Below are 24,741 nucleotides of genomic sequence, written 5' to 3' on the forward strand. Positions count from 1 at the left end.
GGTAGATATCTCCACTCTTTAAGTCTCATCCATTATGTCATACAAGGCCGATCTCACAACTTATTAGGTTTATTGGTTTGTATTTTTCTTGTATTTGAGAATAAAAAATTGAAAAACAGATAATTGTCAATACAAATTGCTGATTTTGTGGCGGGTGGCTAGGATTGTTCTCACCCCAAATCCAGAGGCCTGTTTCTGAACGACGAAGAGAGAGGCTTGGCTGGATGAAGCCCGATGAATCGTCCGCGGACAAGAGGAGTAAACCGGTGATGATGAAAACAAAGGTACTACAAAAAGCTGAATCGCTGGTTTGCCGCATGCTTTCCCGAGTGAAGAAAATGCGTCTGGAAAGAGAGCTTCTTAACTGTGAGTTTGTCCCTTTTATACAACCCATTTATCGGAACCATGAGCTGGTGGGGTGTGAAGTTCTTCTGCGAGTGAAAAAAGACGGTGTTTATCATCTCCCCGGAAAATATCTGAAGGAGCTTGAGACATCGAAAGTCATTAATGACGTGACCTGCGAATTGATGGAAAAGGTAAAGGTATATTTTACGGGACATATGGCGAGCCTACCTGAAGGGTTCTATTTCTCGTTTAACATTTGCGCAAAACAACTGAATGTCGCCAAAGTGGTCAGAGCCATACACCACTTTAGTGAACATTTTAAAGGACGCGCAGGCCTTGTTCTGGAGATCATTGAACGAGGTACCGTGGAATTTGATGAATTTGCCCTGGATACAATGGATGAACTTGTTCAAAAAGGCATTCGGTTTGCAATAGATGATTTTGGTAGTGGGAGTTCATGCCTTAAATATGTTGAGCATGTCGGTTTCTGTATGCTGAAGATAGATAAGAGTTTAACGGTGATCAGTGATGGAAAACTCGTGTATTCATCAGTGATTGATGCCATCAAGACGATTTCTCACCAATTACAAATGCAGGTTATTGCCGAAGGAGTTGAAACTCATGAGCAGTTGACCCTTTTGCAGGACAAGGGAATTGAAAACTTCCAGGGCTATCATTTTTCCAGAGCGATTACTATGCACGACTTTTTAAATAACTTTTTGAAGTGAATTGCTATAAATATACCGTTGGGGATAATTATGAAAAATATTAAAATCACGCCATTAGCTTTAATGGTGTCTTTAGCCATATATGGAACATCACAACCTGTTATAGCCTCATTTGAAGTCAATTATGGTGATGAGACGAATGAATTTGTTGTTGGTGTAAATGAAATTCAGAATGTAAATAATGGAGGCATTGCTAATGGCACTATTGTTTACAGCGATCCGATTTCTGGTGGTGTTCAGAATGTTAATATAGGTGGGGTCGCAAACGATACAGTATTGGCACCTTCATCTCTTGAAGATCCTATGCAACCGCGAGTTGGTAGCAGCCAAAATATTTATAAAGGCGGCGTGGCTAATGGCACACAAATTAATGATTATTCTTTCGGTGTTCAAAATGTAGAGGGGGAAGGTGTTTCTAATCAAACGCATATTGGGCTTACTGGCACTCAAAATATAAAAGAAAATGGCGAGGCGAATTACACCAGTATAAGTCGAGGCGGTGAGCAAAACGTAAATGGCGGCGAGGCTAATCATACTGTCATTAACATAATTCCAAATAATTATAGCTGGGATGATTATGCTCATGCTAATCAGAATGTGAATGAAGGTGGCGTGGCTAATTTTACAGAGTTGAGCGGTTATCAGAATATATGGTATCAAAATGATGGGGGGCTGGCCTGGAGTCCACCTAATTATGCTCGTCAAAATGTCAATTTTGGTGGTGTAGTCAATGATACAATGCTGTATGAATACTCAGAGCAATATGTAAATGATGGTGGTGTAGCCAATAATACAATACTGTCTGGTCTACAATCGATTTTTCCCTCTGAGTATGGGGATAAAAATAGTTATGCACGGCAATATATCTCTGAGGGTGGAGTCGCCAACGATACAACGCTTAATGGCAATTCAGAACAGCATGTCAATGGTGGTACCGCTAACGGTACCACTTTGTATGCGGCGACAGCGTGGCAATATATTCATGACGGAGGTATTGCGAATGGAACAAAAATCCATGATGGCAATATTATTGTCTATGGCGGCGGTGAATCTCATCATACCGAGGTCAGGGGTGGGCAGTTCTCTTTGTTAACCGGTTCGTTGGCTAGCGGTGAGACGTTTGTCAGTGGTTATAGTGAGATGCTGATGGAGGCGGGAGCTCACGCGACAGATGTGACGCTGCAAGGTGCGACGCTTTCTATTACCGATCTTTCTCCGCAATCCCGTATGCAAACTGTGGCTCGGGTAGACAAACTCGTTATGGACGAAGGGCTGGTTTCTTTCCTGCGCGATAGTCATGGTGAATTTGCTGGTCTGAGTATCGGTGAGTTATCCGGCACCGGTAATTTCTATTTTAATATCTCGGTTGCTGAGGCTAACGGTAATTTCGTCACGATAGAACAGGGCACCGGTAACTTTGGGATTGCAGTTGTAGACTCAGGAAGGGAGGTCGCTTCCCACAAGGACCTGACGGTTAATCTTATTCACGAAAAAAATGGTGATGCACAGTTCAGTCTTGTTCAGGCTGATGGCCGAATCATTCGGGCTGTCGATGGCGGTACTTACATGTATACGTTACATAGTGAACAGGACAAAGATGGCCTTGCGGGGAATGTCTGGTATCTGGCTGTACCGGCGAAGGGGGACGGTGATGGTGATGGGAATGAAAACGGCAACGAAAACGGAAATGGGAACGAAAACGGGAACGGCAGCGGCAATGGCAATGGCAATGGCAATGGGGAGGTTCCGCAGACCACCCCAGCGACAGATGCGGTTCTTAGCATGGCTACCGCTGGCTTGAATGTCATCCGCTCCGAACTGGAGAGCCTGCGTGTATACCGAATGAGTCAGAATAGCGCACTGAAACATGGCGAGGCCAACGTCTGGGGCCACTATCTTGGTAATAAGAGCGCAATTAATAACAGCAATGATGCGGCATACAAACTTCATCAGAACGGTTTTGAGCTGGGAGCTGACATCACTACCGGGTTCGCACGTGGCAATCTGGTCACCGGTGGCTACATGACGCTGTCAGATAACCGGGTGAATCACGCCAGAGGCGGCAAGAGTAAAATGGACAGCTACGGCCTCGGCGCTTATGCCACCTGGTATGATAACAGTGGCTTCTATGTGGATGGTGTCGTGAAAGCTAACCGTCTGGAAAGCAACCTGAATGCCCGGATGACTAACGGTGGTGCAACCAGCGGTAATTGGCACCAGTATGGAATCAGTACTTCGTTGGAAGGCGGCTATACCTTTAAACCAATGGATATATTGACCATTGAACCCTTTGTTCGCAGTACTGCTACACAGATCAACAATGCAAACGTCACGCTGTCTAACGGCATGATGGCTGAGACGGGCAAAGCGCGCTCTTTGACGGCGGAGGCGGGGGCTCGTCTGGGAACCCAGTTTGCTTTTGGCTCAACACAATTCGCACCTTATATCAGTGCCAGCGTGGAGCAGGAATTCGCCAAATCGAATACCACCACGATTAATAGCATCAACCGTTTTGATAACAACCTGAATGGAACATCCGGCAAATACTCAGCGGGTCTAGCCGCGCAACTCTCGAGAGGGACAACGCTGTACGGTGAGGTCAGTTATCGTCAGGGTAGTCATGTTGAAGAACCCATTCAGGGCGTGGCGGGTATCCGCGTCAGTTTCTGATCGGTTGTCGCTTCTGAAATAGAGCGTGACGCGCGCTTTGGTAAAACTGGCCAGTATATGGCCAGTTTTTTTCACGCTAAAACTTCATCGCGGCAGTCACCGCTGTTTAGTGAACAGATCAGGTGCCCAGGGTGTGGGATCAACATCCATAAACGGTGCGCGTTCAAACCGGGACTTCAGCGCCCATGGAACGGTGCAGTCAAATATGGTCTTACAGGTGATGCCGTTGGCGCGGATGGAGTGACTGTAATCCGGCGCTTGAGACGGATCCAACTGATGACCGCGAAGTCCCGGCAGATTGGTGATGCTGACATCACCCTGCATTCGGGTGGTCATGGCCCAGAGAATGTCATCGCTGTCGAAAATATCGACGTCTTCATCGACGAGAATAATGTTCTTAAGCTCGGAATAGGTGGCTAACGCAATGAGTGCCGCCTGGCCCTGACGTCCTTCATCTGACGGTTGGCGTTTTTTCACCTGCAAAATACCGAGGAATTTACCGCCACCGGCGGTATGCGCGTACACATTTTGCAGAAAACCGGGAATCGCCTCTTCAACGGCGTTGCGAATGCTGGCTTCCGTTGGCAGCCCGGCAAGCGTGGTGTGCTCTTCACCCGGCCCCACTAGCGTTTGTAAAATCGCCTGGTGACGCATGGTGACCGCTTTCACTTTAATAACGGGTAACGAGGGGTTGGCTTCGCCACAGTAGCCGGGGAACTCCGGCATAGCGTGTCCGCTATCGGTATGCTGATCTTCTCTGACACGAACGCCGGGCAGCAGCTCGCCTTCAATAATGATCTCCGCGCGGGCAATCGCCTTTTCCTGGACCGCCACGCCTTGTACCAGCTCCACCGGCTGCTGGCGTAATGCGCCAGCGACGCCCAGCTCGTTGTAACCAAACGGTGTGGTAGGGGCTTCAAAACACGCGCCAATATAGATAGCCGGATCCAGACCCATATTGATGGTCACTGGTAGCGGTTTGCCCGCTGCTTCTGCTTTTTGACGGAACACTTCAATATGGCGACCGGCAGCAAGAAACATCGATAGCTCGTCGCGCTCCTGTACGCAAAGGCGGTGGATGGTCACGTCGGTCAGTGAAGCATCTTCAGGATCGCTTGCCAGCACCAGCCCAAGACAGAAGAACGGGCCTGCATCAATGGGGGTGTTGGTCGGGGCCGGGAGAAGTTTACGCAGATCGAAGTCAGGATCGTCTGCGTAAAACACCTGTTCCTGGCAGGGCGCCTGCGAGGCCGGAACGACGATGGGGGCAATCGGCGCTTTGACCGCCTGGCCGACGTGCTGCGCGAGCTTTGCGGGTTCACAGCCTAACAGTCGCGCGGCTCTTTCCCGGCTGGCATGCATACCGACAAGAATTCGGGAGCTTGGGTAGCCTTTAATGTTATTGAACATCATGGCAGGGCCAATGCGGGTCGGTCGTTTTACCGTACCGCCTGCACCGATATGACGGTAAACACCTGCCAGTTCTGCATTGGGATCAACGGGATGATCGGTTTCAATATACTGGCCCTCGTGGCGCTGGAGTAATGCGATAGCGCTTCTGAGATCGTTAATCTGGTTTTTCATGTTTTGCTCCTGCTAATCAATACCTCCATTTTTATTCGAACGAAACAGATCATCAATTGCATCATTTATGCTATTTTGATATGAATTTTATTATCAATTTTTGGGTGTGAGTGATGCAATTTCGACTGATGCGCAATTTCATTGTGGTGGCTGAAGAACTCCACATGCATCGAGCCGCAGAGCGGCTAAATATGGCGCAACCGGCACTGAGTCAGCAGATTAAAACCCTGGAGGAGCGTTTAGGGGTCACGCTGTTTAGTCGCGCAAACCGCCGTTTGACGTTGACGCCTGCCGGCACCGCATTTCTCAAGAAAGCCAGAATTGCCATCGCCATGGCCGAGCAGGCCGCTGTTGATGCCAGGCAGACGGCCAGAGGCGAGCAGGGGGTACTGAATCTGGGCTGCGTGTCGAGTGTGATGCTCGATAGCAAGCTGCCAGCCTGTCTGCGCCAACTGCACGCGCAGTGGCCAGCCATATCAATTTCAATGATGACGGGCAATGTGCAAAATCTCTACACCGCCGTGCAGAGCAACCAGCTGGATGTGGCCATCATCCGCGCACCGATTCCGGTTCTGCCGGAAGACCTGCAACGCCGCGCTTTTACGACAGAAAAAACGGTGTTGGCGATCGGCAAGCAGCATCCTCTGGCGGGCTCATCGGCGCTGACGCTGGCTTCCGTTAAAGACGATAAGTGGATTTCCTTGCGGGATCCCGAAGGGGTAGGCCTGGAGCAATATCTCTATGATGCCTGTCATAGTGCGGGTTTTCAGCCGCATGTTATCCAGAATGCGAGCGACGTACTCACTGTGCTTAGCCTGGTTTCCGCCGGCTTCGGCATCGCGTTGCTGCCCGTTTCCGCGAGGGCGGTCAGCCTGGAGAATGTCGTCTATGTCGATATCATCGACAGGCTGGAGGAGAGCGAACTCACCCTGGTGTGTCATCGGATCATTCGCTCAGAGGTCCTGAATAAATTTCTACGAACGCTTGAACGTCCCTGCAAGGGCGTGGAGTGATGCTGCTCCACCGGGCGTTATGATGGCCCGCGCTCGGAGGCAATCTTTACCGCGAGCCCGGTCAAAACGCCCCCCATTAGCCAGCGCTGGATGATGCCAAAAGACGGACGGCGCACCAGAAATAACGCGATGGTTCCTGCCGAGATTGCCACCATGGCGTTTATCGAAACGCTGATCACAATCTGCGTCATGCCGAGCAACAACGATTGCCCCAGTACGCTGCCGTGCGCCGGGTTGATAAACTGGGGTAGCAGCGACAGATAGACGATGGCAATTTTAGGATTGAGCAGGTTGGTCAGAAACCCCATCAGGAACAGCTTGCGAGGGCTGTGTCGGGGTAATTCCTTCAGTTGAAACGGCGAGCGCCCGCCGGGGCGCACGGACTGCCATGCCATCCACAGCAGATAAAGCACGCCAGCAATGCGCAGCGCGTCGTAGGCATAGGGAACGGCCATCATCAGCGCGGTCAGGCCGAAAGCGGCACAGACCATATAGAAGATAAAGCCAAGCGCCACGCCACCAAGAGAGACCAGCCCGGCCGCTCGCCCCTGAGAGATGGAACGAGAGATGAGATAGATCATATTGGGCCCTGGCGTGAGCGCCATACCAAGAGAGACGAGCGCGAAAGCGAGAATGTTATGGGACTCTGACATGACGGACTCCTGCGAGGCGATGTTTTTTTATCCTATGCGATTCTGTTTTTTTCCGCGAGGCAATTGTTAGTAGGGGATTCATTCAGGTCGCAGGTACGTTTATATCTGTATGGCACGGCGGTCGGACTAAAAAAAAGCCCGCATTGGATGCGGGCAAAAATACTGGAAGCAATGTGAGCAATGTCGTACCGAATATCTGAGTGTTTAACTCAACTATTCGTTAATGAGAAAGATAATGCTTCTCATTTAATATATCAACCCTGTTTTTTGTGTGCAGACAGAATGGCGTCGGCCAGCATGGAAAGGGGGAAGCTGGAAGGCCGCCCAGAGGATGCCGGGCGGCCTGAGAGGTTACGCTGCTTTTGTCGCTGCTTTCATGCTTTGGACAAAACTTTTCAGTTCATTGAGCATCGCCTGCGGATTCTCGACGTTGCGTTCGATGATCTTCACAATTGCCGAACCGGAAATGGCCCCGGCGGCTCCGGCATCAATTGATGCCGCAACCTGATCCGGCGCAGAAATCCCAAAGCCCTGCAGCGGCGGTGCGGCGTTGTACTCTGCCAGCTTCGCGACCAGATGGTGCAGCGGCAGGGCGGCGCGGGTTTCGGTGCCCGTTACGCCTGCGCGGGAAAGCAGATAAGTGTAACCACGGCCATGTTCGGCAATCTGGCGCAGTAAATCATCATCGGCATTTGGCGGGCAGATGAAAATTGGCGCGACGTTGTGACGCAGGGCCGCCTGACGGAACGGTGCAGACTCTTCCACCGGCACATCAGCAACCAGTACTGAATCCACGCCGACGCGAGCGCATTCTGCGTAGAACTCATCGATACCACGGTTGAATACCAGGTTTGCATACATCAGCAAGCCGATAGGGATGGCTGGGTATTTCTGGCGAATCGCCGCCAGCATTTCGAAACACTGGGTTGGCGTTACCCCTGAAGCAAATGCGCGCAGGGTCGCGTTCTGGATGGTTGGACCGTCAGCCAGCGGATCGGAGAACGGAATGCCCAGCTCCAGGGCGTCAGCACCGCCTTCGATCAGCGCATCAATGATTTTTAGCGACTGCTCCGGGTTCGGGTCACCTAAGGTCACGAAGGGGACAAAGGCGCCTTCCTTGCGGGCCTTCAGTTGGGCAAACAGGTTGTCGTAGCGTTCCATCAGATTTCCCCTCGCGCTTTCAGAATATCGTGTACGGTAAAGATGTCTTTGTCGCCGCGGCCGGACAGGTTCACTACCAGCAGCTGCTCTTTTTCCGGGTTTTCGCGCATCATTTTCAGCGCGTGGGCCAGGGCGTGGGATGACTCCAGCGCCGGGATAATCCCTTCGTGACGGCTCAGCTCTTTGAAGGCGTCGAGCGCTTCATTATCGGTAATCGACACGTACTCGGCGCGACCAATGCTGTTGAGGAAGGCGTGCTGCGGGCCGACGGACGGGAAGTCGAGACCGGCAGAGATCGAGTAAGATTCTTCAATCTGGCCTTCGTCGGTCTGCATCATCGGTGATTTCATGCCGAAGTAGATGCCCACGCGGCCATGCTTCAGCGGTGCGCCGTGCTCGCCGGTTTCGATACCGTGACCGGCCGGTTCTACGCCAATCAGGCCGACGCTGGTCTCGTCAATAAAGTCGGCGAACATACCGATGGCGTTGGAGCCGCCGCCAACGCAGGCAATCACCGCATCCGGCAGACGACCTTCTTTTTCACGCACCTGCACTTTGGTCTCTTCACCGATCATGCGTTGGAACTCACGCACGATGGTTGGGAATGGGTGTGGGCCCGCGGCGGTACCGAGCATGTAGTGCGCTGTTTCGTAGCTGCCAGACCAGTCGCGCAGCGCTTCGTTACAGGCATCTTTCAGGGTCGCGGAACCACTGTGTACCGCGATGACTTCCGCGCCCATCAGGCGCATACGGAACACGTTCGGTGACTGACGCTCGATATCTTTAGCGCCCATATAGATACGGCACTTCAGGCCGAGCAGGGCACAGGCAAGCGCAGAAGCCACGCCGTGCTGACCGGCGCCGGTTTCGGCGATGATTTCGGTTTTGCCCATTCGTTTTGCCAGCAGCGCCTGGCCCAACACCTGGTTGGTTTTGTGCGCGCCGCCGTGGAGCAGGTCTTCACGCTTGAGGTACAGCGTGGTTTTGGTGCCAGCCGTCAGGTTGCGGCACTTAGTGAGCGCCGTTGGGCGGCCAGCATAGTTTTTCAGCAGGTCGGTAAATTCGGCCTGGAAGTCAGGATCTTTCTGCGCGCTAACAAACGCTTCTTCCAGCTGGCGCAGGGCCGGCATCAGAATCTGCGGAACGTACATACCGCCAAATTCGCCGAAATAGGGGTTCAGTAAAGTACTCATTATTGCTCCTTAATATGCGCGCAGCGTCTGAAATACCGAGGCCAGTTTGCTGGCGTCTTTAATACCCGGTTTTGACTCGACACCTGAATTGAAATCCAGCCCGGCGCAGCCGCTTTTGGCTGCGTCTACGCAGTTGTCTGCGCTTAACCCACCGGCCAGCATCACGTTGCTGAGATCCTGACCTTGTAACAGAGACCAATCAAAACGCTGACCGGTGCCGCCCTGACCATTGTCGAATAGATATTTGTCGACATGATTCAGATTGCGCGGCGGCAGTGTGTCGGCCACGCTCAGCGCTTTCCAGATTTGCACGCCATCCGGCAATTGCGCACGCAGAGCGTCAATATAGGTTTGGTCTTCATCACCGTGCAGTTGCACCGCGCTCAGCGATAGCGAGGTGGCAAGCGCGATCACCTCGGCTTGCGGCGTATTGCGAAACACGCCGACGTAGCTCAGCGGCGCGGCGGCCATCACCTCACGGGCCTGCTCCACGCTGACCGCACGCGGCGACGCGGGAACGAAAATCAGCCCGCCGTAAATCGCGCCGGCCTCATAGGCTGCCTGGGCATCCTGGGCGCGGGTCAGCCCACAGACTTTATTTTCCCCCAGCAGCACGCGGCGGACGGCGGCATTGAGGTCATCATGAGACATCATCGCCGAACCAATCAGAAAGCCGTTGGCGAAGTGCGCCAGCTCGCGAACCTGCGCGTTGGTGTTAATCCCGGACTCGCTGATAACCGTCACATCGTGCCCCAGACGCGGCGCCAGCTGGCGGGTACGGTTGAGGTCGATGGAGAGGTCACGCAGATCGCGGTTATTAATGCCGACGACTTTGGCCTTCAGCGCAATGGCGCGTTCCAGCTCTTCCTCGTTGCTCACTTCAGTCAGCACGCCCATATTCAGACTGTGCGCCACGGCGGCAAGCTGGCGATACTGCTCGTCGTCCAGCACCGAGAGCATCAGCAGGCAGGCATCCGCCTGATGGAAGCGCGCCAGGTAGATCTGGTAAGCGTCGATGATAAAGTCTTTGCACAGAATCGGCTGCGGCGCGATTTGGCTGACGATTGGCAGGAAATCGAAGCTGCCCTGGAAATACTTCTCGTCAGTTAAAACCGAAATCGCCGAAGCGTAGTGTTTGTACACGTTGGCAATACGCGCCGGGTCGAAATCATCGCGGATCACCCCTTTCGACGGCGAGGCTTTTTTACATTCCAGAATAAAAGCGGTGCGGGTGCCGCGCAGCGCGTCATAGAAACTACGCTGGCTTGGCTGCACGTCGTTCTGGAAGGACGCTAACGGTTGTTGTTGTTTGCGGGCTGCTACCCAAATCGCTTTATCGGCCACGATTTTTGCTAATACGGTCTGCATTTTTTATCCTCTTGCCGCTAATGCGGTGACGCGGTCGTAGGCTGCGCCGCTGTGCAGCACATCCAGCACTTGCTTGACGTTGGCCTTCAGGTCTTCATGACCGTAAAGACGCATCAACATGGCGACGTTTACCGCCACAGCGGATTCATGCGCAGCTTCACCTTTACCTTGTAGTAAGCGCGTCAGAATGTCACGGTTTTCTTCCGGGGTGCCGCCGGCCAGCTCGGCCTGATGGTAAGGCTTGAGGCCGAAGTCATCCGCAGTAAGCTGGTAGCTCTTAATCTCCCCGTTATTCAGCTCGGCAACCACCGTTGGCGCATGGAGCGAGACTTCATCCATCCCGCCGCTGTGTACCACTGCCGCACGTTCATAACCCAGTACGCGCAGGGTTTCGGCGATCGGCAGTACCAGTTCTGGGCTGTAAACGCCAATCAGCGCCAGCGGCGGGTGTGCCGGGTTAATCAACGGACCCAGCACGTTGAACAGGGTGCGGGTTTTCAGCTGTTGGCGAACCGGCATCGCATGGCGGAAACCAGTGTGGTATTTCGGTGCGAACAGGAAGCACACGCCGAGTTCATCCAGCGCCTGACGCGATTTGTCGGCGTTCATATCCAGATTGATGCCGAAGGCGGCCAGCAGATCGGAAGAGCCCGATTTGCTGGAGACGCTGCGGTTGCCGTGCTTGGCGACTTTTAGCCCACATGCGGCGGCGACAAAAGCGCTGGCAGTGGAGATATTGATGCTGTTGCTGCCGTCGCCGCCGGTGCCGACGATATCGGCAAACGGGTAGTCCGGACGTGGGAACGGCGCGGCGTTTTCCAGCAGCGCGGTGGCGGCACCGGCGATTTCGTTCGGGCTTTCGCCACGAATTTTCATGCTCACCAGCGCGGCGGCCAGCTGCTCTGGCTTCACTTCACCGCGTACTACGGCAGAGAACAACACGTGACTTTCCTGCTGGCTCAGCGTTTGTGCCTGATACAGTTTTTCCAGAATCGGCTGGAGTGTGTTGCTCTGCTCCAGCTTCTGCAGCGCCCATGCCAGGGTTTGCTCCAGCAGGCGTGCGCCCTGAGTGGTGAGGATCGATTCCGGATGGAACTGGAAACCGCAAACGCGATCGGCATCGTGCCGGACCGCCATCACCATACCGTTGAAGTGGGCGTTGATGGTTAAGCCTGCCGGAATATTGCTGCCTACCAGCGAGTGGTAGCGGGCGACCGGCAGCGGGTTGCTTAAGCCGTCGAACATCGCCTGACCGTCGTGTTCAATGCTGGAGGCTTTACCATGCAGAATTTCGCCAGCCTGGCCGACATAGCCGCCGTAGGCTTCAACAATTGCCTGATGGCCAAGACAGATGCCGATAATGGGCAGCTTGCCGCGCATGCGCGTCAGCAGCTCCGGCATGCAGCCCGCTTCAGAGGGGGCTCCCGGGCCGGGAGAGAGCATCAGCACCGGGTTGTCCATGGTGCCGAGGCGGTCGATTAAGGTTTGTGCCGGAACGTGGTTACGGTAAATCACCACGTTGTGCCCATTTGCGCGCAGCTGATCTGCCAGGTTGTACGTAAAGGAGTCGATATTATCGAGCAGCAGAATGTCAGCCATCAGAAAATCTCCTGTGCATGATGGGCGGTGGCGATGGCGCGCAGAACTGCACGCGCTTTATTACGGGTTTCATCGGCTTCAGACTGCGGGACAGAATCCAGCACCACGCCTGCTCCGGCCTGTACGGTGGCGATCCCGTTTTCAACAAACGCTGAACGAATAACGATGCAGGTGTCGAGGTCACCGTGGGCGGTAAAGTAACCCACCGCGCCGCCGTAGCTGCCGCGGCGTTTACCTTCGGCGGCGGCAATCAGCTGCATCGCACGGACTTTCGGTGCGCCGCTGAGGGTGCCCATATTCATGCAGGCGCGATACGCGTGCAGTACATCGAGGTCCTGACGCAGCTCGCCAACTACGCGCGAGACGAGGTGCATCACGAAAGAGTAACGGTCTACTTTTGTCAGATCGGCCACGTAGCGGCTGCCCGGCGTACAGATGCGGGCCAGATCGTTACGCGCGAGGTCAACCAGCATCAGATGCTCGGACAGCTCTTTGTGGTCGGTCCGCATCTCCAGCTCAATGCGGCTGTCGAGGTCACGATCCAGCGAGCCGTCGGCGCGGCGGCCGCGCGGGCGGGTGCCGGCAATCGGGTAGATCTCAATCTGACGATTAGTGGCATCGTACTTCAGCGAACTTTCCGGCGACGCTCCGAACAGAGTGAAGTCGTTATCCTGCATAAAGAACATGTACGGGCTTGGGTTGCTCTTTTTCAGCACGTCATAGGCTGCCAGCGGGGAAGGGCACGGCAGCGAGAAGCGGCGAGACGGCACCACCTGGAAAATTTCTCCGGCGCGAATGGCTTTTTGCATTTTGCGCACCACGTCGCCGTACTCTTCGTCGCTTTGATTGGTTTCGCAGCGCATCTCTTTAATGGTGTGTACCGGCAGAGCTGTCGGCGGTTCATTGAGTTGCTGGCGTACCTGCGCGATGCGTTGCAGCAGGCGATCTTTCTCTGCTTCAGACGGGGTAAACAGGCTCGCCTGAATGCGCGTGTTTTTAGTCTGATGGTCGATTACCAGCAGCGTTTCGGCCAGATAGAAGCAGTAGTCCGGGCAGGCCGTGTCGCTTTCAAGCTGCGGTAAATCCTCAAAACCGGCGACCAGGTCGTAAGCGAACAGGCCGCCGAAGAACATCGCTTCACGCTCGTCCTGCGGAACGTCGACCAGCTCTTGCAGCAGGCGGAAGGCGTCAAACACCGACAGCGAGCACAGGCGGGCATCTTCATCCAGCAGCGTGCTGACCGACGGGAAACGCAGCACGCGGCTGTTCGGCTGGCGAATGTTCTCGACGCCTGCAGGCAGTGCGGCATCGAGCAGCGGCAGCAGGGAGGCACCGTTATCGGAAAGCGCCTGCAGCGTGACGGTATCGCCCAGTGCGGTGATGCGCAGCGCGCTATCGACCAGCAGCAGGCTTTTTAAGTCGTTTTTACTGTCAATATCGGCTGATTCAAGCAGCAGCGTCGCCGGACGCGCGCCGCACAGCTGGTGGAACAGTGCGGTGGGGTTTTCACGGTAAATCGCGTCGCTGGTCAGAAGCTCGAGCATAGGTTTTTGTGTTTGCATCGTTGTTCTCGCCTGTTCTGTCTCTTTTTTGCTTAATAAAAAGCCCGCTCATTGGCGGGCTGGGTATCTGTATGCTTAACGCAGACGTGATGACTCCGCCCTATCGGGAAGTACGCCACCAACCGCCGTGCAGAGCAATCATTTTACGTGTCATTTGCAGATACCTTACTAAGTGAACTTGCGTACTAGTTAACTAGTTCGAAGGGGCAAAGTCAACCCCTGATTTCAGAATTTCCCGTAATCCCGCTATGATAGGCCGCTAACAACGCTGAGTCGTATTAAGGAAGCCGTTTTGAGCGATACCAATTACGCAGTGATTTACGATCTGCACAGCCACACCATCGCCTCGGATGGCCGCCTGACACCGGAAGAACTGGTGCACCGCGCCGGGGAGATGCGGGTGGGGACGCTCGCTATCACCGATCACGACACCGTGGATGGCATCCCTCGCGCGCAGGCGGAAATTGCCCGCGCCGGGCTGCCGCTCACGCTGATTACCGGCGTGGAAATTTCTACGCTGTGGGAAAATCATGAAATCCATATCGTTGGGCTGAATATCGATATTGCCAACCCGACGCTTACCGCTTTTTTAAATGCACAGATCGATCGCCGCCAACTGCGCGGAAAAATGATCGCCGAGCGCCTGGAGAAAGCGCATATTTCCGGCGCCTGGGAAGCCGCGCTGAAAATGGCTGAAGGCGGCGCGGTGACCCGCGGCCACTTTGCCCGTTTCCTGGTCGAGCAGGGTAAAGCCAGCAATATCGGCGATGTCTTCAAAAAATATCTCGCGCGTGGGAAAACCGGTTACGTTCCGCCGCAGTGGTGTACAATAAAGGAAGCTATTGATGTCATTCATCATTCGGGTGGGGTAGCGGTTATTGCTCACCCGGGGCGGTACAATCTGTCCGCCAAGTGGCTGAAAAGATTGCTGGCACACTTTAGTGAACACGGCGGCGACGCGATGGAAGTTGCCCAGTGCCAGCAGGCGCCGCACGAGCGCGCTCAGCTTGCCACCTATGCCCGCGAATACGGTTTACTGGCGTCACAAGGGTCGGATTTCCATCAACCCTGCCCGTGGATTGAGCTGGGCCGAAAACTGTGGTTACCCGCAGGCGTCGAGGGAGTCTGGCAGCGCTGGGAGCAGCCGCAGAATACAACTGAGAGGGAAGCATGAGTCAGTTTTTTTATATCCATCCGGATAACCCGCAGCCGCGTCTGATTAATCAGGCGGTTGATATTGTGCGTAAGGGCGGCGTCATCGTCTACCCAACCGATTCCGGCTACGCGCTGGGCTGCAAAATTGAAGACAAAGGCGCGATGGAGCGGATTTGCCGCATCCGTCATCTGCCGGACGGCCACAACTTCACGCTGATGTGCCGCGATTTGTCCGAGTTGTCGACTTACTCCTACGTCGACAACGTGGCGTTTCGTCTGATGAAAAACAACACGCCGGGCAACTACACCTTTATCCTGAAAGGGACCAAAGAGGTGCCGCGTCGCCTGCTGCAAGAGAAACGTAAAACGATTGGCATGCGCGTGCCGTCTAACCCGATAGCCCAGGCGCTGCTCGAGACCTTAGGTGAGCCGATGCTCTCCACCTCATTGATGCTGCCGGGCAGTGAATTTACCGAGTCTGACCCGGAAGAGATTAAAGACCGTCTGGAAAAGCAGGTGGATTTGATCATCCACGGTGGTTATCTGGGCCAGCAGCCGACCACGGTGATTGACCTGACCGAAGACTCGCCGGTTGTGCTGCGCGAAGGCGTCGGTGACGTGAAGCCGTTCCTGTGATGTCCTGAACCCGGCAGTTGCCGGGTTATTCTGCTGTCATGCGCCGATTTGCCCCTTCCTCAATAAAAGGCCAGGAACAAGCTGCCCATTTCTTCTAAAATTCGTGTAGTATGTGCGGTCACCATTTTGGGTGGGTAGCCTCGTTGCCATTAAAGCGCCGCTGCCCGCCTGCTTATGCGGCCCGGTGCATACTCCCGCGTTGCTAATGAAGTCTCAAGACGCCTGTGAAGGCGACACCTGAAGGAAGCTCTATGAGCGATAAAAGCGAAAAACTGCAAAAAGTGCTGGCTCGTGCTGGCCATGGCTCCCGTCGTGAAATTGAAACGATTATTGAAGCGGGCCGCGTGAGCGTCGATGGCAAAATTGCCAAGCTGGGCGATCGCGTTGAAGTGATCCCGGGCCTCAAAATTCGTATCGACGGCCATCTGATCTCCGTGAAAGAATCTGTCGAACAGATTTGCCGTGTTCTGGCCTATTACAAACCGGAAGGCGAACTCTGTACTCGCAACGACCCGGAAGGGCGTCCGACCGTGTTTGATCGTCTGCCGAAACTGCGCGGCGCACGCTGGATTGCCGTAGGCCGTCTGGACGTGAATACCTGCGGTCTGCTGCTGTTTACCACCGACGGTGAACTGGCGAACCGCCTGATGCACCCAAGTCGTGAAGTTGAGCGTGAGTACGCGGTGCGTGTCTTTGGCGAAGTGGACGACAACAAAGTGCGTCAGCTTTCTCGTGGCGTGCAGTTGGAAGATGGCCCGGCAGCGTTCAAAACCATTAAATTCAGCGGTGGCGAAGGCATCAACCAGTGGTACAACGTAACCCTGACTGAAGGCCGTAACCGCGAAGTCCGTCGTCTGTGGGAAGCGGTGGGTGTGCAGGTCAGCCGCCTGATCCGCGTTCGCTATGGCGATATTCCGCTGCCGAAAGGGCTGCCGCGCGGCGGCTGGACCGAGCTGGACCTGGCGCAAACCAACTACCTGCGTGAGCTGGTTGAGCTGCCGCCGGAGACCTCGTCAAAAGTGGCGGTGGAAAAAGACAGACGCCGCATGAAGGCGAATCAGATTCGTCGCGCCGTGAAGCGTCACACGACCACCGGCAATAATGCGAATAACGGCAACCGCCGTTCCAGCACGCGTAATAACCCGAAAGGGTAAGCACCTGTGTTCCGGCGGGCCACCGCCGGAACTTTATTCCCGCATTTCTCTTCTCCTGTGATTCTATTCACACTTCTGTATAAAGACAAAAAACAGGAATTCCCCAGACAAAGAACGCAAAGTGATAAAATAGCGCCCGCCATATACTGATGCCACAGATTACTCAAACAGGTAGCCCGAAATGGAAACAACGAAAAAACTCTCGGCAAGCTATGTGGTTATCGGCGTTAAAGAAAAGATAGGCTATGGCTTTGGCGATTTTGCCTCTAATTTATCCTTCGGTTTCGTTTCGCTTTTTTTATTATTTTTTTATACCAATATCTTCGGCATCAGCGCGGTCCAGGCAAGCCTGATCTTTGTTATTGCACGGGTGGTGGATGCCATCTTTAATATTCTGATTGGCTTTGCTATTGATAAAACCCACAGTCGTTACGGCAAACTCCGTCCGTGGTTATTATACGGCTCGATTCCGCTTGGGCTGCTGACGGTACTGTGCTTCCTGCCGTTGGGCGGCGAAGCGAAATTCTGGTTTGCGCTGTGTTCTTATACTATTTATTGTCTGGCCTACACGGCGGTAAACACCCCATATTCGGCGATGACCAACCGCTTAACCCAGCATGAGGCTTCGCGTTCGTCGCTGTCGGTGTATCGCTTTGTGCTGGCTATCGTCGGCTATCTGATTGTTTCGACCACCGCGGATATCCTGATTTCACCGTTCGATGACAAACAGATGGGCTATGTTTTTGCCGTCTCCTGTTTTGCGTTGCTGGCGACCTTCTTGTTCCTCGCCTGTTTTGGCATGACCAAAGAACGCGTGGGAGAAGAGGAAGATTCGCCTGCGCCGACCCTAAAAGAAATGTTCCGCGCCGTGATGGGCAATGGCCCTTTGATTAACCTGTCGCTGTTTACCGTCTTCTTTTATATTGCTTATACCGTGTGGATGGCGATCGCCATTTACTTTATTAAATATATTATTGGCAATGAAGGATTTACCTCTTCGTTCTTTATGATTCAGTCGGCCGCTTATATTTTAGGGACGGTCGTTTCTGAGAAAATCATCGCCATGATGGGGAAAAAGAAAATGACCCTGCTGGCGCTATTGATTGGCGTGCTGGGCGTCCTGATGCAGTATTTCGTAGCGGGGAATAATATCTGGTTAATTATGACCGGGGTGTGCCTGTTCAGTATTACCTTAGGCATGGGATTCGTCGCCATGTGGTCAATGATTGCGGATACCGTGGAATATGCGGAATGGCATCATGGCGTACGTACCGAAGGCGCGATATACGGCTTCTTCAACTTTATTACCAAAATTGCAATGGCGATTGGCGGCGGTTGTGCCGGGTGGATGCTGGATTATTACCACTATGATGCCGCCAGCATTAGCGCCAGCGCGCTAAGCGGTATCAATATCCTGATGACGCTGTTCCCCGGCGCCATGTTCGCGATAAGCGCTATTTTTGTCGCCAGCTATTCACTCGATGAAAAAACCTACCGCGATATCGTTCAGAAAATCAGTCTGCGCAAGCAGAACGCGCTTTAACCTCAGGGAGTCGAGACATGAATCGTGATTTTAAAACCCTTATCGCCGCGATGAGCGCCGAAGAAAAAGTGGCGCTGCTTACCGGCAGCGGCCTGTGGCGCACCGCCAGCCTGCCGCGGCACGGTATTGACGATATCGTCATGACCGACGGTACCTACGGCGTGCGTTACAGCAGCGCGCAGATAGACGGTGGCGAAAAATGGAGCATGGACGATTTTATCTCTGTGATCACCCAAACCGCGGACCAGGCTAACGCTGAAGAGTCGGCGGCGAAAGGGGGCAGTGAAGCTTTGTTCAGCACCTCGCTGCCAGCCACCTGTTTCCCGAACGGCTCGAGTCTCGCCTGTAGCTGGGATATCGATCTGGTTTATCAAATGGGCCAGGCGCTGGGGCGCGAGTGCCAGCATATGGGCGTTGGGATATTGTTGGGGCCGGGTATCAACATTCGCCGCACGCCGCTGGCCGGTCGTGGTTATGAATACTACGCCGAAGATCCGGTCGTCAGCGGCGATATCGCGGCGGCGTTAATTAACGGCCTGCAGAATGAAGGCGTCGGTGCCAGCCTGAAGCACTTCGCCGCCAACAACTCGGAGTACCGTCGTACGGAAATGGACTCCATTATCGAAGAGCGCGCGCTGCGCGAAATCTATCTTGCAGGGTTCCAGCGGGCGATCGCGAAGTCGCAGCCGTGGACGGTAATGTCCTCCTACAACCGCCTGAATGGGGTGCAAACGTCGCAGGACCCGTTCCTGTTGACCCAGGTGCTGCGCGACGAGTGGGGCTACCAGGGGCTGGTGATGTCCGACTGGTACGGGGTGAAGGATCGTCCCGCATCGCTGCTGGCGGGTAACGATCTGGCGATGCCGGAAACCCGACGCGATAAACAGACGCTGCTGGCGGCGATTGAATCCGGCGAAGTGCCAATGCCGGTGGTGGATCGTGCCTGCCAGCGAATGCTGGAACTGCTGGATAAAGTGCAGCGCCACCGCCGCCCGAATGCACAGGCCGATTTCCCGGCGCATCATGCGCTTTCGCAGCAGTTGGCGGCGGAATCCATTGTATTGTTGAAAAATGACGACGAGTTACTGCCGCTGCGTCCGGAGAAAACGCCGCGTATTGCGGTGTTAGGTAAACCGGCGCAGGAGCCGGTGATTCAGGGCTCCGGCTGTGCAACCACGGTACCGTATCTGCTTGACCGTCCGTTGGACGAAATTTTCGACCTTGCGGGTGATGATTTCAGCGTGCGCTGGGCGATTGGCGCGCCTGACGACCTGCGCGATGACGAGGCGGCGCTGACGCAGGCGAAAGCGGTGGCGCAGGAGGCCGACGTGGCGGTGATCTTTGTCAGTACCGCGGTGGGCGAGGATGGCGAAAACGGTGACCGTCAGGATCTCAATATTCTGGCCGTCCATGAGCGTCTGATTCGCGAGGTGGCCTCAGTGCAGCCAAATGTCGTGGTGGTACTGGCTAACAGCGATGCGGTCGTGATGCCGTGGCTGGGCGGCTGTAAAGCGCTGCTGGAGACCTTCTTTGCCGGGCAGGGCATGGGACGCGCGGTGGCGGAAATCTTGTTCGGGCTGCGCAACCCCAGCGGCAAGCTGACGGTGACGGTACCTAATACGCTGGAAGAGACCCCGGCCTGGCTACAATATCCGGGGGAAAACCTGCGTCACCATTATGGTGAGGGATTGTTTGTCGGCTATCGTTACTACGATAAACGTCGCCTGAACCCGCTGTTCCCGTTCGGTTTTGGCTTAAGCTATACGCAATTCGCCTATGATAACCTGTCGCTTTCGACGACGCATGCCGGGGCAGATGATACGCTTACCGTCACCTTTGATTTACGCAACGTAGGGGCGTATGACGGTAAAGAGGTCGTTCAGCTGTATGTTTCCGCACCAAAAGGCGAGCTGATTCGTGAAGTGCGTGCCTTAAAGGGCTTTACTAAAGTCGCATTGGCCGCTGGGGAAACCCGCCGTGTCAGCCTGCAACTGCCGATCGCCGAGCTTGCCTGCTATCATCCGGGTCTGGCCGATTGGGTTATTACGCCGGGGGAATGGCAGCTTCATGTGGGGGCGTCATCCCGCGATCTGCCGTTGAGCGCGACGTTTGAGGTTGATTGCCCGCCACGCTACGTGCCGCTCCGCGATGATAACTCGTTGCAACAGCTGATTCAGCATCCGGAAGCTTTTGCCCGGGTCGTACAGTTGATTGCCGGAAAAAGCCAGATGCCTGCGGAACAGGTACGAGAAAAGCTGATTCGCCTGGCGCCCGATCTGTTCTGCGGTCTGCTGATTGCGCTGACCGAGTTTCTGGCGCTGGACATCGAGCGTGATGAACTGAACGCGGTGTTGGCCGGAACAGACTAACCGCTAATAACAGGAGAAGGCGCGTGTTTCCTTTTTCAGTAACGCATCCTCGCCCGGCCGCCCATACCGGGCGGCAGACGGCCAGCGGCTACGAGCTGATAGCCTTTGACGCGGAGAAACTCAACGTTTTTGCGGCGGAGGTTCGCTACTGCGAGCCGCACTGGCATCCGGCGCCGGAGCTTATCACCGTGCTTCGCGGGCGGTTTTCGCTGGCGGTGGGGCAGCAAAGCGTAGCGCTTCACGCGGGGGAGATGCTGTATATCAATGCCGAAGAGGTACACGCGCTCAGCGCGGAAGAAGACGGCAGCCAACTGGTGACCGTGCAGTTTTCACCGGGACTGTTTGATGAACTGCACCCGGCGCCGTTGCTGAACTGGCGAACGCATCGCCACGCTATGACGCCAGCCGACAGCGCCGTTTACCCCCGGCTACAGTCGTTGCTGGCGCGGATTATCGACAACGATGCGCCGTTTCAGCGCTTTGCGGCTATCTATCTGCTGCTGGACGCGCTGGTGGCAGCCGGGCAACCGACTCAGCGGGCTGAAAGTACGCTGCGGGAAGACGCGATGATTAAAGAGGGGATTGATTACATTAATCAGCACTTCGACCAGCCGCTGACCTTGAGCGATGTTGCCGAGCATAGCGGCATGAGTTACTCGTACTTTTCCCGGCTGTTTAAAAAGGTCAGTCGACACAATTTCAAAGAATATCTGACGCTGGTGCGGCTGAACAAAGCCCGCACCCTGCTACGTGACACCCGCACGCCGATCACCGACATCAGCCACAGCTGTGGTTTTCAGGAACATAAGGCGCTGATTGCCGCCTTTAATAAGTACTGTGGGCTGACGCCAACCGAGTACCGTAAACGCTTTATTTCGCGACAGAATTTAGCGGAAAGTACTCTGGCACAGGGCGAAGATTGCCTGTGCCTGCCGCTCAACGCCGCGCTGCTCGACAGGCTAACGCAGCTTAGTAATCAATCCCAATCTGCGCCTTAATCCCGGCTTCAAACGCATGCTTGACGGGCCGCAGTTCGCTGACGGTATCGGCGTAGTCGAGGATATCGCGGTGGCAACCGCGGCCAGTGATGATCACCGTTTGATGCTGCGGTCGCGCTTTCAGCGCCGTTAATACCTCTTCCAGCGGCAGATAGTCATAGGCCACCATGTAGGTCAACTCGTCGAGTACGACCATATCCAGCGTCTCGTCGGCCAGCATCCGTTTGGCGTGCTGCCATACGGCGAGGCAGGCTTCCGTGTCGCTTTCGCGGTTCTGAGTGTCCCAGGTAAACCCGGTGGCCATCACCTGAAACTCAACGCCCAGCGGTTCGAGCAGGTTACGTTCACCGTTCGGCCAGGTGCCTTTAATAAACTGAATCACCCCGACGTTATGGCCGTGGCCGACCGCACGGGTGGCGGTACCAAAGGCGGCGGTCGTTTTGCCTTTCCCGTTGCCGGTAAACACAATCACGATCCCTCGTGTGTCCTGGGCGGCAGCGACACGGGCGGCGACGCGCTCTTTCACGCGTTGCTGGCGTTCGCGGTAACGTTCATCACTCATTGGGCAATTCCTGGTTTACGCCCGGGTTGGGCATCAAAAGTCATACCGGTTTTCCGGCGGCTATCATCGCCCATCAGCCACAGATAAAGCGGCATGATATCGGCAGGGGTTTTGAGCTTCAGCGCATCTTCCGTCGGGAAGGCGCTGGCGCGCATTTTGGTTCGCGTGCCGCCGGGGTTAATACAGTTAACGCGCAACTGCCCCTGATACTCTTCGGCCAGCACCTGCATCATGCCTTCGGTGGCAAATTTCGACACCGCATAGGCCCCCCAGTTTGCACGCCCCTGACGGCCCACGCTGGAGGAGGTGAAAACCAGCGAACCGGCATCCGATTGCAGCAGCAATGGCAGCAGCGCTTGGGTCAACATAAAGGTGCCGTTGACGTTAACCTGCATCACCTGCTGCCAGACCTGCGGATCCTGCTCGCTCATGGGGACCACGTCCCCCAACAGTCCGGCGTTATGCAACACGCCATCAAGACGCGGGTAGTGCAGGCTGATTTGCTGCGCGACCTGCTGGCAGGCTTGTGGGGTACAGGTTAGCAGATCCAGCGTATACCAACGGACCGGTAATTCACTGATATTGCTGATTTCTTGCGCAACTGAACGTAATTTTTCGTCACTACGACCTAATAAAATGACACTGGCGCCATAGCGCGCGTAGGTGATAGCGGCTTCTCGCCCGATACCGTCGCTGGCGCCGGTGACCAGGATGATACGATTCTGCAACAAGTCGAGCTGGGGTTGATAGTGCACGGTAGCTCCTCTATGGCCTTTGGCGGCCATATTTTATGTACTTTTCATCGCTTTTGGGCTTTATGCCTGAATCTCTTCGCTATTTCAATCGGCGCACCGGAGAGACAACGTCTAATTAACAATTTGCAATGATTTCATTTGCAAAAAAATCATCTGGAAGCGGCCTCGGGGGCTGATACTCCAGTCGAGACGTACCGGACGCGGTGTTGTACACTGAGCGACAGATTATGTGATTTTTGTACAAGGTGGATGTGTGGAATTACTTTTTCAATATGGTCTATTTCTCGCGAAGATCGTGACGGTTGTCGTCGCTATTGCCGTCATTGCCGTGCTGATTGTCAATCTGACGTCGCGCAAGCGGCAGCGGGGCGAACTGCGGATCACCAACTTAAGCGAGCAGCACAAGGACATGCAGGAAGATTTAGCCGTGGCGCTGCTCGACGGGCCGCAGCAGAAGCTGTGGCATAAAGCGCAAAAGAAAAAACTGAAGCAAGAAGCAAAGGCGGCAAAGGCCAAAGCGAAGCAGGGCGAAAGCGCCGTCTCCGGCAAACCGCGCGCGTGGGTGCTGGATTTTAAAGGCAGCATGGATGCCCACGAAGTTGCCTCGTTGCGTGAAGAGATTACCGCCGTGCTCACGGTCGCCACACCGCAGGATCAGGTGGTGCTGCGTCTTGAGAGCCCTGGCGGCGTGGTGCACGGTTACGGGCTGGCGGCCTCCCAGCTCCAGCGTATTCGCGATAAGCAGATCCCGCTGACGGTCGCAGTCGATAAAGTCGCGGCCAGCGGCGGCTACATGATGGCCTGCGTGGCGAATAAAATCGTCGCGGCGCCGTTCGCTATTCTCGGTTCGATTGGCGTGGTCGCGCAGATCCCAAACCTCAACCGTTTCCTGAAAAATAAAGATATCGACGTTGAGCTGCACACTGCGGGTCAGTACAAGCGTACGCTGACGCTGCTGGGCGAGAACACCGACGAAGGGCGACAGAAATTCCGCGAAGAGCTGAACGAAACCCATCATCTGTTTAAAGATTTTGTGAAGACGATGCGTCCGACGCTGGATATCGAACAGGTCGCGACCGGTGAGCACTGGTATGGCTCGCAAGCGCAGGAAAAAGGGCTGGTTGATGAAGTGGGTACCAGCGATGAACTGCTGCTGGGGCTGATGGCCGATCACGAAGTGGTCAACGTTCGCTACACGCGACGTAAGAAAATGATGGACCGCTTTACCGGCAGCGCCGCGGAAAGCGCGGATCGTCTGATGATGCGCTGGTGGCAGCGCGGGCAAAAACCGATGCTTTAAGCCATCAGGCCTCAAAATAATCACGCCCGGTAAACGTCGTTTACCGGGCGTTTTCTTTTGGCTCAGGTGACAGCCTTAAGCTCAGTCAACCAGGTGATATTTTTCAGACAGCTCGTGTGCGAGATACTTGAACATATTAAACACCGCCGTGCTTTTCGGCGTAGGCAGGCCCTGTTCATCCAGGAAGTACTCGCCGCTGAAGACCAGCACGCCGTTGCGTTGCTCAACGCCGGTAGCTTCAATGCCGGCTAAAGTATCTTCATGTTCGCGAATAAGGCGGTTGGCTTCAATCAGCAGCGTCTGGCGATCGATAGGTTGGCTATTATTTGACATATTCAACTCCTCAAAATTCTCGCGCTAGTTTACGCCGGGCGCCCGTCGTGGGCAAATATT

20 protein-coding genes and 1 other annotated feature are annotated in these 24,741 nt (G+C 54.8%); of the genes, 10 read left to right on the forward strand and 10 right to left on the reverse strand.

From position 1 onward, the window contains the following. Window positions 1–269 precede the first annotated feature (269 nt). Window positions 270–1,073 (forward strand): EAL domain-containing protein, encoded by an 804-nt coding sequence (locus ACW14G_RS02730; RefSeq protein ID WP_419058807.1) that lies wholly within the window; start codon window positions 270–272, stop codon window positions 1,071–1,073. Between the two features lie 30 nt (window positions 1,074–1,103). Further along, entirely contained in the window at window positions 1,104–3,743 is a 2,640-nt protein-coding gene (locus ACW14G_RS02735) for an autotransporter outer membrane beta-barrel domain-containing protein (protein ID WP_419058780.1), read from the forward strand. Between the two features lie 96 nt (window positions 3,744–3,839). Here the strand turns inward: ACW14G_RS02735 and ACW14G_RS02740 are convergent, their stop codons facing one another. Next, entirely contained in the window at window positions 3,840–5,327 is a 1,488-nt protein-coding gene (locus ACW14G_RS02740) for a UbiD family decarboxylase (protein ID WP_249021942.1), read from the reverse strand. 113 nt (window positions 5,328–5,440) lie between these two features. Here ACW14G_RS02740 and ACW14G_RS02745 point away from each other — a divergent pair, with 113 nt between their 5' ends. Beyond that, on the forward strand, window positions 5,441–6,340 hold the full coding sequence (locus ACW14G_RS02745; protein WP_419058779.1) for a LysR substrate-binding domain-containing protein: 900 nt from the start codon (window positions 5,441–5,443) through the stop codon (window positions 6,338–6,340). 17 nt (window positions 6,341–6,357) lie between these two features. Here the strand turns inward: ACW14G_RS02745 and ACW14G_RS02750 are convergent, their stop codons facing one another. From ACW14G_RS02750 to ACW14G_RS02775, 6 genes are all read right to left on the reverse strand, one after another. Beyond that, window positions 6,358–6,993 (reverse strand): LysE family translocator, encoded by a 636-nt coding sequence (locus ACW14G_RS02750; protein WP_163448899.1) that lies wholly within the window; start codon window positions 6,991–6,993, stop codon window positions 6,358–6,360. 351 nt (window positions 6,994–7,344) lie between these two features. Beyond that, entirely contained in the window at window positions 7,345–8,154 is an 810-nt protein-coding gene (gene trpA, locus ACW14G_RS02755; protein ID WP_163448900.1) for a tryptophan synthase subunit alpha, read from the reverse strand. Continuing rightward, window positions 8,154–9,347, reverse strand: coding sequence for a tryptophan synthase subunit beta (gene trpB / locus ACW14G_RS02760; RefSeq protein WP_163448901.1), 1,194 nt, complete (start codon window positions 9,345–9,347; stop codon window positions 8,154–8,156). Before trpB ends, trpA begins: the two co-directional genes overlap by 1 nt. 9 nt (window positions 9,348–9,356) lie before the next feature. Next, window positions 9,357–10,715, reverse strand: a complete 1,359-nt coding sequence (gene trpCF, locus ACW14G_RS02765) for a bifunctional indole-3-glycerol-phosphate synthase TrpC/phosphoribosylanthranilate isomerase TrpF (RefSeq protein ID WP_249021940.1) — start codon at window positions 10,713–10,715, stop codon at window positions 9,357–9,359. Window positions 10,716–10,718: 3 nt separating this feature from the next. Further along, on the reverse strand, window positions 10,719–12,314 hold the full coding sequence (gene trpD, locus ACW14G_RS02770) for a bifunctional anthranilate synthase glutamate amidotransferase component TrpG/anthranilate phosphoribosyltransferase TrpD (protein WP_163448903.1): 1,596 nt from the start codon (window positions 12,312–12,314) through the stop codon (window positions 10,719–10,721). Next, complete coding sequence (locus tag ACW14G_RS02775; protein WP_249021939.1) at window positions 12,314–13,876, reverse strand: anthranilate synthase component 1; 1,563 nt, start codon at window positions 13,874–13,876, stop codon at window positions 12,314–12,316. Before ACW14G_RS02775 ends, trpD begins: the two co-directional genes overlap by 1 nt. Window positions 13,877–13,910: 34 nt before the next feature. Further along, window positions 13,911–14,003 (reverse strand) — a sequence feature (Trp leader region). A 165-nt stretch (window positions 14,004–14,168) separates the two neighbouring features. On the opposite strand from ACW14G_RS02775, the gene rnm reads away from it, so the two are divergent. The 6 genes from rnm to ACW14G_RS02805 all read left to right on the forward strand — a co-directional run bounded on the left by rnm (window position 14,169) and on the right by ACW14G_RS02805 (window position 21,731). Further along, entirely contained in the window at window positions 14,169–15,050 is an 882-nt protein-coding gene (rnm, locus tag ACW14G_RS02780) for an RNase RNM (protein ID WP_249021938.1), read from the forward strand. Next, a complete protein-coding gene (locus tag ACW14G_RS02785; RefSeq protein WP_163448906.1) occupies window positions 15,047–15,667 on the forward strand; it encodes an L-threonylcarbamoyladenylate synthase in 621 nt (206 codons plus the stop codon). Before rnm ends, ACW14G_RS02785 begins: the two co-directional genes overlap by 4 nt. Window positions 15,668–15,918: 251 nt before the next feature. Further along, window positions 15,919–16,821: a 23S rRNA pseudouridine(2605) synthase RluB gene (gene rluB, locus ACW14G_RS02790; protein ID WP_065357590.1), complete on the forward strand. Its 903-nt coding sequence runs from the start codon at window positions 15,919–15,921 to the stop codon at window positions 16,819–16,821. A gap of 181 nt (window positions 16,822–17,002) precedes the next feature. Continuing rightward, window positions 17,003–18,364 carry an MFS transporter gene (locus ACW14G_RS02795; protein WP_249021937.1) on the forward strand — a complete coding sequence of 454 codons (1,362 nt, stop codon included), beginning with the start codon at window positions 17,003–17,005 and terminating at the stop codon, window positions 18,362–18,364. A gap of 17 nt (window positions 18,365–18,381) precedes the next feature. After that, window positions 18,382–20,733, forward strand: coding sequence for a beta-glucosidase (locus tag ACW14G_RS02800; protein WP_249021936.1), 2,352 nt, complete (start codon window positions 18,382–18,384; stop codon window positions 20,731–20,733). Window positions 20,734–20,756: 23 nt separating this feature from the next. Further along, on the forward strand, window positions 20,757–21,731 hold the full coding sequence (locus tag ACW14G_RS02805) for a helix-turn-helix transcriptional regulator (protein ID WP_249021935.1): 975 nt from the start codon (window positions 20,757–20,759) through the stop codon (window positions 21,729–21,731). Here ACW14G_RS02805 and cobO read toward each other — a convergent pair. Further along, the gene (cobO, locus tag ACW14G_RS02810) at window positions 21,703–22,293 is read right to left on the reverse strand and encodes a cob(I)yrinic acid a,c-diamide adenosyltransferase (RefSeq protein WP_065357586.1); all 591 of its coding nucleotides are present in this window, start codon (window positions 22,291–22,293) and stop codon (window positions 21,703–21,705) included. The genes ACW14G_RS02805 and cobO overlap by 29 nt on opposite strands. Further along, a complete protein-coding gene (locus ACW14G_RS02815; protein WP_163448910.1) occupies window positions 22,290–23,048 on the reverse strand; it encodes a YciK family oxidoreductase in 759 nt (252 codons plus the stop codon). The genes cobO and ACW14G_RS02815 overlap by 4 nt, the downstream gene beginning before the upstream one ends. A 253-nt stretch (window positions 23,049–23,301) precedes the next feature. Between ACW14G_RS02815 and sohB the strand changes: the two genes are divergently transcribed. Continuing rightward, the gene (gene sohB / locus ACW14G_RS02820; protein ID WP_249021934.1) at window positions 23,302–24,348 is read left to right on the forward strand and encodes a protease SohB; all 1,047 of its coding nucleotides are present in this window, start codon (window positions 23,302–23,304) and stop codon (window positions 24,346–24,348) included. An 81-nt stretch (window positions 24,349–24,429) separates the two neighbouring features. Here sohB and ACW14G_RS02825 read toward each other — a convergent pair whose 3' ends face one another. Next, entirely contained in the window at window positions 24,430–24,681 is a 252-nt protein-coding gene (locus ACW14G_RS02825) for a YciN family protein (RefSeq protein ID WP_064546024.1), read from the reverse strand. Window positions 24,682–24,741: the final 60 nt, after the last annotated feature.

This window comes from Kluyvera sp. (assembly GCF_965301105.1).

Coding starts and splice junctions, on each gene's coding strand:
- ACW14G_RS02740 (WP_249021942.1), bottom strand. CDS start 5,327: ATGAAAAACCAGATTAACGATCTCAGAAGCGCTATCGCATTACTCCAG.
- trpD (WP_163448903.1), bottom strand. CDS start 12,314: ATGGCTGACATTCTGCTGCTCGATAATATCGACTCCTTTACGTACAAC.
- ACW14G_RS02775 (WP_249021939.1), bottom strand. CDS start 13,876: ATGCAAACACAAAAACCTATGCTCGAGCTTCTGACCAGCGACGCGATT.
- ACW14G_RS02785 (WP_163448906.1), top strand. CDS start 15,047: ATGAGTCAGTTTTTTTATATCCATCCGGATAACCCGCAGCCGCGTCTG.
- trpA (WP_163448900.1), bottom strand. CDS start 8,154: ATGGAACGCTACGACAACCTGTTTGCCCAACTGAAGGCCCGCAAGGAA.
- ACW14G_RS02735 (WP_419058780.1), top strand. CDS start 1,104: ATGAAAAATATTAAAATCACGCCATTAGCTTTAATGGTGTCTTTAGCC.
- trpCF (WP_249021940.1), bottom strand. CDS start 10,715: ATGCAGACCGTATTAGCAAAAATCGTGGCCGATAAAGCGATTTGGGTA.
- ACW14G_RS02800 (WP_249021936.1), top strand. CDS start 18,382: ATGAATCGTGATTTTAAAACCCTTATCGCCGCGATGAGCGCCGAAGAA.
- ACW14G_RS02730 (WP_419058807.1), top strand. CDS start 270: ATGATGAAAACAAAGGTACTACAAAAAGCTGAATCGCTGGTTTGCCGC.
- ACW14G_RS02750 (WP_163448899.1), bottom strand. CDS start 6,993: ATGTCAGAGTCCCATAACATTCTCGCTTTCGCGCTCGTCTCTCTTGGT.
- rluB (WP_065357590.1), top strand. CDS start 15,919: ATGAGCGATAAAAGCGAAAAACTGCAAAAAGTGCTGGCTCGTGCTGGC.
- ACW14G_RS02825 (WP_064546024.1), bottom strand. CDS start 24,681: ATGTCAAATAATAGCCAACCTATCGATCGCCAGACGCTGCTGATTGAA.
- cobO (WP_065357586.1), bottom strand. CDS start 22,293: ATGAGTGATGAACGTTACCGCGAACGCCAGCAACGCGTGAAAGAGCGC.
- trpB (WP_163448901.1), bottom strand. CDS start 9,347: ATGAGTACTTTACTGAACCCCTATTTCGGCGAATTTGGCGGTATGTAC.
- ACW14G_RS02795 (WP_249021937.1), top strand. CDS start 17,003: ATGGAAACAACGAAAAAACTCTCGGCAAGCTATGTGGTTATCGGCGTT.
- ACW14G_RS02745 (WP_419058779.1), top strand. CDS start 5,441: ATGCAATTTCGACTGATGCGCAATTTCATTGTGGTGGCTGAAGAACTC.